The following is an 8,015-nucleotide window of genomic DNA, read 5'->3' as shown; positions in this document are numbered from 1 at the left end:
TTTTGTGCAACAGATGCGGCTTGAGGGCGAGCCTTACGGCCGGTACCGATACGCCCCGTGCCAGAGCGCACCGGCACTCTACAGCTCGTGCTACGCCGCGATGACCCGCCACCTCTACGGCGATCTGGACGCCCTGACCGACCGCCAGCGGCGGCAGTGGATCGACTATCTCCAATCGTTCCAGGACGACGACGGGTTGTTTCGCGACCGGGCGATCTACGGCCAGGGATGGTATCAGGGCGAGGTGCTCTGGTGCGGCCCGTCGCATCTGAGCTGCCACGTGATCATCGCCCTGACGTGCCTGGGGGCGACGGCGGAAAAACCGATGCGTTGGCTCGATCCGTTTACCGCGCCCGGGGCAATCGAGCGGTGGCTGGCTGAGCGCGACTGGGTCAAGGATGTGGACCTTACCGGCAATGAGGTCATGAACGTCGGCACGCTGCTGCAATACGCCCGCGACTTCCAAGCCAACGACGAAGCCGGCCGAACGGTCGAAACGCTGCTGGCGTGGATGGAGACGCACCACCTGAATCCCGAAACCGGCCTGTGGGGCGATATGGACCTTTCGGACCCGATCCAGCGATCGCGGTCGGTCCAGGCGGCCTATCACTTCTGGCCGCTTTGGACCTATGACCGCAAACCGATCCCGCACGTCGAACGGGCCGCCGATCAGGTGCTGGCCACGCAGAACCCGCTGGGCGGGTTTGGATGGGGCAGCCACAACGGCGTCGAGCCGTTCAAAAGCAGTGCGTGCGAGGACATCGACTCGATCGAACCCCTCTGCCGATTCCTTGGCCAGACCCCCTACCGCCGCGATGACATTCTTGCCGCCCTTCGCCGAGCCCGCCCGTGGGTGGTCTCGAACGCCAACGACGACGGCGGCTTTGTCTTCATGCGCGACCGCCCCTTCGAGTACGGCCATCCGATCCTCGCGTCGGGTGTCAACGAAAGCGCCATGTTCCCGACCTGGTTCCGCACGCTGTGCCTGGCCTACCTCGATACCGCCCTCGGCGAAACCGCCTATCATTTCCGCAGGTGCCCAGGTTACCAGTTCGGGCTGTAGCGCAAAACGCCCCGGTTGCCAAAATCGCGGTTTTCGTGCACAATGGATGGTGTGGGCGGTGTCTTGTGGGTGGAGGGAGTGGAGAGAACGGTGGTTTATGGCAGTCTCGAACGATCTGACACTACTGCATAGCTATGCGCGGACGCACGACGCTGAGGCGTTTGCCACGCTGTTCCGCCGGTATGTAAATCTGGTTTATGGAACTTGTTTGCGAGTGACACATAACCCGGCGGACGCGGAGGACGCGGCCCAGGAGACGTTCCTGGAGTTGGCGCGAAAGGCGGAGCAGGTGAATACGTCGCTGGCCGGGTGGCTGCACCGTGCGGCGACGCATCGGGCGGCCAACACGATCCGCGAGGCCTCGCGCCGGCGGCATCGCGAAGCGGTGGCGACGGCTGAGCGGTCGGAGATCGCAGCGGCCGCTGAGCCGACGTGGCGCGAGATCGCTCCGCAGGTGGATAAAGCCCTGGACGACCTCGATGAGGAACTGCGGCTGCCGGTGATCCTGCACTTTCTGCACGGCAAAAGCCAGGAGCAGATCGCCGATGAGCTGGGCGTGCACCGTTCGACGGTCTCGCGGCGGATCGAGCGGGGCGTCAACGAGCTTCGCGGCAAGCTGCGGATGACCTGCCTGGCACCATCCGCGGCGGTGCTGATGGCCATGATGGCGGGCAAGACGGCGTGCGAAGTCCCAGCCACGCTGCTGGCGGGGTTGGGCAAAATGGCGATTGCGGGAGTTGGGACAGTGAGTGGACCGGCGGTGGCCGGCGCGGTGTTGCAGACGAGCGGCTCAGTCGTCCCGGGAGTTGTCTCGTCGACCCTAGGGTCTCTGAAAGCAAAAGCGATCGTTGCGGCGGCCACCGCTCTTCTTGCCCTCGGCACGTACGGCACCTACCGCTACGCCCCAGCCCTCTTCAGCTCATCCGACCAATCCGACACCAGCCAGACCATCCAATCCACCAGCGGCGGCGAGCAGGAAGACAGCGGCTGGAAGACGACAAGAGAACCCGCCCGGCGACGGTAGCGCAGAGAAGTCAGAAGTCAGAAGAATACCACTTCGGGGGATTTCAGCGGGTTTTAAGCGTCTTTTTCCGCATCCGCAATTTGGGAACGTTGTCGATTTTGGGGGTTTTGGTTCTGGTGCACGGGTGGAGGAATATCGGTGCCTTTAATGTGGAAGGACGACACTGAGACGTTTCAGACGGTCGTCATCGGTTGCTTTCGTGCGAAACGGCTGGCGAATCACTTGGTAACCATCGACACTTGTCGTATAATGGGTGGGGACAGGGATTGGGGGGCGGAGGTCGACGGTGAGGCGCTTCAGGGCGTTTACACTGATGGAACTGATCGTGGTGGTCGGCATCATCGCGATGCTGGTGGCGATCATCATTCCCGTGATCGCCCAGGTCCACGCAACGGGCTACCGGGTCACCTGCACGTCCAACCTCCATCAGATCGGCGTGGGCCTGATCGTCTACGCGGACGCCAATCACGGCAGTTACCCGTGCATCGATCCGCCACTTGGCAACAACCAGAAGGTGGTGGCGACGAACGATCCGCAGGTCTCGTGGCGCAACCTTTCGCCGGTATGCGGTTACTCGAGCGGCATCGACGATCCGTTCGACTCCAGCATTCCCGTGCACAAGTCGGTGACGGCGGGCATCTGGCTGTTGTGCCGCAACCGCAATTCACCGCTTCCGGAGAAGCTGTTTGTCTGCCCAGCGGTTCCGCGGAAGCGCGGCCTGGAAGACCCGCTGGAGGAAAGCGACGGAAGCCGGCGTTCGGCGGAATATTTCTCCGATTTCTACGTGGACCATTCGGCCGGTCCGCTGGTGAGCTACTCGTTCCACAACCCGTGGTCGCCGCAGTGGTCGGTGATGGGTCCGAATCCCGGTTTCGTGCTGGGGGGCGACGAGAACAACGGCTTGGACCCGACGGCCCACGCGTTTAAGGGCGATCCGGAGAACTACCGGCTTGACACGACCAAGGCCAATAGCCTGAATCATAAGTCGAAGGGTCAGAATCTGCTGTTCGCGGACGCCAGCGTCGCATTTCACACCAACCCGCACGCCGGCATGCACGGCGACAACGTCTATTCGGCCTACCGTGACCTGGGCGGATTGTCGCTCTCGCCGCATCTTCAGCCTGGGTCCAAGGATATCAATCCCGCACACATCGAGACGGACACGGTGCTGATTCCGCTTGAGGAAGAGGCGTTGCGGGGTATCTGATCGACCCATTGGCGGCCATCGCTGCGATTTATCCCCTCCAGAACGATGGATTTACATCGAAATCTCAACCATGAACGGTCGGGGCGGTATGAACGTATGTAAGGGCGCCAAGGCGCCGCCTGAAGACCCGGTTAATCCCCGCAAACGCAAGGGATTGTTTGACATAGGAATCCGCCTACGTTACCATGCGGTTTTTCTGCCCCCCGGTGGGCGGTCAATGAATCATAAGCCATAAATGGGAGCTTTGCCTGAATGAGATCGACCTGTTGGCTGACGGCCCTGGCGATGTGGGCGAGCGTGCTGTGCGGAACGAGCGTCGGCGCGGACGGGGCGCCGGATCCGATTCGGGAAGGTTGGCAATACGTCCGGTACTACGAATTCGACCGGGCTGAGCCGTATTTCCGCGAGGTATTGGAGACGGCCGAGGCGAACAGCGACCGCTGGAAGGAGGCGACCTTCGGTCTGGCGGTGTCGCTGCATCACAAGCGTCCGCCGACCGCAAGCGCCATCCAGGAGGCGGCCAAACTGTTTCGGGAGCTGGCTGAGAAGGACCCGAACGAGAAGTTCGCCCCGCGGGCGTTGATGAACCTGGCCCGCATCCACGAGTTGCGCGATTATTTCCAGGACGTGATCGAGCTGGACAAGGCGCGGGCGATTTACCGGAAGGTGATCGAGAGCTACGGCGATCGGCCGATCGTCGATGAGGCGGTGCTTCGTCTGGCCCAGAGCCACATCAACACGTTCCAGACCGACCAGGTCAACCAAGGCGTCAAGGTTTTGACGGACTGGCTGGCCAAGCACCCGGAGAACTCGCTGGCGGGGTTGATGTGGGTGTATCTGGGGGACGTGTACTTCTATCCGCTGGGCGATTCGGCCCGGTGCGTGGCGGCGTACGTGGAGGCGGACCGGCGGAATTCGCTGGAGCCGGGGCAGGAAGGGGTGTTCTACTGGCGGATCGCCAATCTGGCGGACAGCAAGCTGAACAACCGCGACCTGGCGATCGTTTACTACACCAAGCTGATCACCGAGGTTCCGTCGCAGGGCAAGGGGTACCAGTCGCAGCTCGCGCTGAAGCGGCTCGGCGTGCCGGAGGAGCAGATTCCCAATCTCGAGTGGGCTCCCAAGCCCAAGGAACGGGAGCAGATGGTCCGCCAGGCGCCGACGACTCAGGAGGTCGCCCAGCAATGAAGAAGTTCCTGGTCCAGAATCGCGAAATCCTCATGAACGGCATGGCGGCGGTGTTTCTCGCGGTGTCGTTCGTGGTCTCGATGATCCAGATCAACAGCGTTCACGAGGTCTACTTCGACGAGAGCAAGAAGAACCTGCGGATTGCGCACTGGCAGCTCGAGTCGGGCTATCGGGACGCTCTCGATCACATTATCCGCGAGTATGAGAAGCTGCACCCGGAGGTGGCGATCCACCAGGTGCCGATCACCGAGAAGTTCTACGCCCAGGTAGTCAATACGCACCTGGTGGGCGGGACGGCTCCGGACCTGATGGAGATGGGCATGAGCACCATGGTCTCACAGGACCAGTATCTCCAGCGGTACTTCGAGCCGATGAGCGGCCACGTGGCCAAGCCGAATCCGTATAACGCCGGCACGGAGCTGGAGGGCGTGCTGTGGCGTGAGACGTTCATCGACGGGATGCGGACGGCCTACCGGCCGAGTCTGCAGGACTACTTCGGGGTTCCGAGTTCGACGTTCACGCAGCGGATCTTCTACAACCGCGACCTGTTCCGCAAGGTTCTGGGCACGGATGAACCGCCGCAGACGTTCGGGCAACTGCTCGAGGTCTGCCGGACGATCCGGCAGCACGCGGAGCAGACCGGCGTACTGCTGGTGCCGATCGCGGGCAGCAAGTACAACAGTCCGATTTTCTTCGAGCGGTACCAGGCGGCGTTCCTGGCCGGCTATCTGTCGGAGCTCGATACGAACCTCGACGGCGGGATCGGCGGCATGGAGATGTACGCCGGGCTCGAGAGCGGGGTGTTCGGCTGGGACTCCCCGCCGAACCAGGCGGCGTTCGGCCTGATCCGCGACCTGTCGAACCACTTCCAGAAGGGGTTCATGGCGGTCGGTCGCGAGCAGGCGGCGTTCCTGTTCGTTCAGGAAAACGCGGCGATGATCACCTCCGGTTCGTGGGACGCTGAGAGCCTGTTCCGCCAGGCGGACTTCGAGGTGGGGATTTTCGATTTTCCGATGCCCGCGGGCGACGAACCCTACGCCGACCAGGTTCGCGGCCGAACCAGCGAGGCCTCGACCGGGACCGGCAACGCCTACGGCATTCACCGCTACAGCCGCAACAAGGACGTGGCGATCGATTTTCTCCAGTTTCTGACGTCCAAGGCCATGAACCAGCAGTTCAACCGGGACATCAACTGGATTCCCGCGGTGATCGGGGCGCGGCCGACGAAAGAACTTGAAGTTTTCATGCCGAACCCGGAAGGCTACACGGGCACGCTGTACTGGTTCTGGGGCGGGCGGAGCCGGCAGGTCTACGACGGCGGCCTGACCGCCTTCGTCCAGGGCGAGATCGGGCTGGACGAATTCGGCAAAAACGTGGTGGACGCCCTGCAGGACAACGATTACGGCTGGACCAGGGCCGCCCAGGACGAGTTCGAGGCGGGCCGCAACAACGTGCGGCTCCAGGAGCAGCTTCTGGGCATCCTGAATTCCGACGCGCTGTTCGAGCAGACGTACGCGGACCACGATCGGCGATTCCAGGAGGCCATGATCCGCCAGGTGCGGGCGGACCACGGCCTGAACGAGTATATCCATCGGTTCGAAACGGAACTCCAGGGCAAGTTGAGGATGGAGTAGTATGGCAAACGGCGCGATTACGGAACGCGCGGGAGTGGAGCGGGCGGCCCGGTCGAACGCTCCGGAGCGGACGACCCACTCGGCTGGACGCCGCGTCATGACGACCATCAGGCGGCTGAGGTTTCAGTGGTCGCTTTATCTGCTGATGCTGCCGACGGTGCTGCTGATTCTGGTGTTCAACTACTATCCGTCGCTGGACGCGATTCGGTACAGCCTGTACCGGTGGGACGGGGCGTTCATCGAGGAATTCCGCGGGCTGGAGAACTTCATCCAGGCGTTCGGGCACGACCGGTTGTTCTGGCAGAGCTTCGGGTTGACGCTGATCCTGCTGGTGGCCAACGCGTTCAAGATGTGGCCGAGCATCTTTACGGCGGTGGTGATCCACCGGCTCCAGTCGGAGCGGTGGCAGTACGTCTACCGGGTGCTGTTCGTGATTCCGATGATCATCCCGTCGCTGGTGGGCCTTCTGATCTGGAAGTCGTTCTTCGAGCCGATGACGGGCATCATGAACAAGACGCTCCAGGCGACGCACCTGATGGACGTGCTGCAGTGGCTCGACATCAACGTGTTGGGCTGGCAGGCGTTCACCTACGGGAGTCCGGCGTGGCTGTCGAACAGCCACCTGATCGTGCCGACGCTGATCATCTGGGGTTTTCCGTGGGTGGGCGTGATCGGCGTGCTGATCTACCTGGCGGGCCTGCAGAACATCTCTCAGGACGTCTACGACGCGGGCAAGATCGACGGATTGAGCTGGTGGGGCAAGTTTTCGAAGATCGAGCTGCCGCTGATCATGACTCAGGTGCGGTTGATGCTGATCCTGATGACGATCGGCACGCTGCAGGACTACGGGCTGATCTTGATTTTGCTGGGCCCGGAGGGCGGGCCGAACAACGTGGGCATGGTGCCCGGGTTGTACATGTTCACCGAAGGTTTCCTGAACCAGCGCTACGGATACGCCTGCGCCCTGGGCATGGTGCTGTTCGTGATCATCATGTCGATCACCCTGGTGTATCAGAAGCTTGTGCGGGTCGATAAGTAGGAGTTCCGCTGTCATGCTGAGTCGCCGATCCCGAGAGCGAACCAAGGAACTGATCAAGCACGGGTTGATCCTGTTGGTGCTGTTCTCCGCGTTCTTCCCGCTGTACATCATGGTGGTGATCAGCTTCAAGGACAACGACCAGTTCGTTCGGAACCCGTGGTGGTTCGATTCGATCGGCACGTGGAAGTGGGAGAACTGGTCGTTCGCGTGGGACACGGTGAAGATCTACATTGCCAACTCGATCGTGACGTCGGTGGCGGCGACGGCGTTCTGTCTGCTGTTCGCCACGCTCACCAGCTACGTGATCGCCAAGCACAAGGTGCCGGGTCGAGGCGTGGTGTATTACGGCCTGATCGCGTTGATGTTCCTTCCGGGGACGGCGGCCACGCTGATGACGCTCTTCACGCTGCTCAAGGACATGCACCTGCTCAACAGCCTCTGGCCGCTGATCATCCTGGGGGCGACGGGCGGGCAGGCGTTATGCGTGTTTATTCTGCGGCAGTTCATCGAGGAGATACCCAACGAGCTCTTCGAGTCGGCCCAGCTTGACGGGGCCAGTTCGTGGCAGCAGATCATGCACATCGTGCTGCCGATGAGCGGGGCGATCCTCGGGACGCTGGCGATCCTGCAGTTCATCGGCAACTGGAACAACCTGATGCTGCCGCTGATCGTGATGCGGGACGACGTGATGCTGACGGTGCCGGTGGGCCTGATGCGGCTCGAGGGCGAGTACGTCAAGGAGTGGGGCCAGCTCATGGCCGGCTACACGATCAGTTCGATCCCCATGGTGATTTTGTTCATCTTCACCATGCGGCTGTTCATCCGCGGCCTGACCGCGGGAGCGATCAAGGGCTGACCGG

7 protein-coding genes are annotated in these 8,015 nt (G+C 62.1%); all 7 read left to right on the top strand.

Annotated elements, in window-relative coordinates; genetic code table 11:
• Nucleotides 1-1,063 (top strand): hypothetical protein (locus tag GXY33_10650; GenBank protein ID NLX05591.1); only part of this gene is annotated, 1,063 nt, incomplete at its 5' end.
• Between the two features lie 97 nt (nucleotides 1,064-1,160).
• Nucleotides 1,161-2,087, top strand: a complete 927-nt coding sequence (locus GXY33_10645; protein NLX05590.1) for a sigma-70 family RNA polymerase sigma factor — start codon at nucleotides 1,161-1,163, stop codon at nucleotides 2,085-2,087.
• 286 nt (nucleotides 2,088-2,373) lie between these two features.
• The gene (locus GXY33_10640; protein ID NLX05589.1) at nucleotides 2,374-3,294 is read left to right on the top strand and encodes a hypothetical protein; all 921 of its coding nucleotides are present in this window, start codon (nucleotides 2,374-2,376) and stop codon (nucleotides 3,292-3,294) included.
• Nucleotides 3,295-3,546: 252 nt separating this feature from the next.
• Nucleotides 3,547-4,482, top strand: a complete 936-nt coding sequence (locus GXY33_10635) for a tetratricopeptide repeat protein (GenBank protein ID NLX05588.1) — start codon at nucleotides 3,547-3,549, stop codon at nucleotides 4,480-4,482.
• Complete coding sequence (locus tag GXY33_10630) at nucleotides 4,479-6,116, top strand: extracellular solute-binding protein (protein NLX05587.1); 1,638 nt, start codon at nucleotides 4,479-4,481, stop codon at nucleotides 6,114-6,116. The genes GXY33_10635 and GXY33_10630 overlap by 4 nt, the downstream gene beginning before the upstream one ends.
• A gap of 97 nt (nucleotides 6,117-6,213) precedes the next feature.
• The gene (locus tag GXY33_10625) at nucleotides 6,214-7,155 is read left to right on the top strand and encodes a sugar ABC transporter permease (GenBank protein NLX05586.1); all 942 of its coding nucleotides are present in this window, start codon (nucleotides 6,214-6,216) and stop codon (nucleotides 7,153-7,155) included.
• A gap of 13 nt (nucleotides 7,156-7,168) precedes the next feature.
• Nucleotides 7,169-8,011 carry a carbohydrate ABC transporter permease gene (locus tag GXY33_10620; protein ID NLX05585.1) on the top strand — a complete coding sequence of 281 codons (843 nt, stop codon included), beginning with the start codon at nucleotides 7,169-7,171 and terminating at the stop codon, nucleotides 8,009-8,011.
• Nucleotides 8,012-8,015 lie beyond the last annotated feature (4 nt).

The sequence above is a fragment of the Phycisphaerae bacterium genome, assembly GCA_012729815.1.
Lineage (GTDB): Bacteria > Planctomycetota > Phycisphaerae > JAAYCJ01 > JAAYCJ01 > JAAYCJ01.
The sequence above is the reverse complement of the archived record's forward strand: the minus strand, read 5'-3'. Positions and strand labels throughout refer to the sequence as shown.